Origin of the sequence: Photobacterium sp. SP02 (genome assembly GCF_038519165.1) — a bacterium.
GTDB classification, from domain to species: Bacteria; Pseudomonadota; Gammaproteobacteria; order Enterobacterales; family Vibrionaceae; genus Photobacterium; species Photobacterium halotolerans.
On record NZ_JASJOJ010000174.1, the window covers coordinates 1 to 408 of the forward strand.

Consider the following 408-nt stretch of genomic DNA (forward strand, 5'->3'; position numbering starts at 1 on the left):
CATCCCCCTTTCGCCAGCTGGCGTAATAGCGAAGAGGCCCGCACCGATCGCCCTTCCCAACAGTTGCGCAGCCTGAATGGCGAATGGCGCCTGATGCGGTATTTTCTCCTTACGCATCTGTGCGGTATTTCACACCGCATATGGTGCACTCTCAGTACAATCTGCTCTGATGCCGCATAGTTAAGCCAGCCCCGACACCCGCCAACACCCGCTGACGCGCCCTGACGGGCTTGTCTGCTCCCGGCATCCGCTTACAGACAAGCTGTGACCGTCTCCGGGAGCTGCATGTGTCAGAGGTTTTCACCGTCATCACCGAAACGCGCGAGACGAAAGGGCCTCGTGATACGCCTATTTTTATAGGTTAATGTCATGATAATAATGGTTTCTTAGACGTCAGGTGGCAGAATT

General features: G+C 55.1%; 1 protein-coding gene. It reads left to right on the forward strand.

The genetic code is table 11. The features are described from left to right. Positions 1-180, forward strand: a 180-nt coding sequence (locus tag P0Y67_RS22885; RefSeq protein WP_446728877.1) for a hypothetical protein, incomplete at its 5' end; no start/stop codon positions are given. Positions 181-408: the final 228 nt, after the last annotated feature.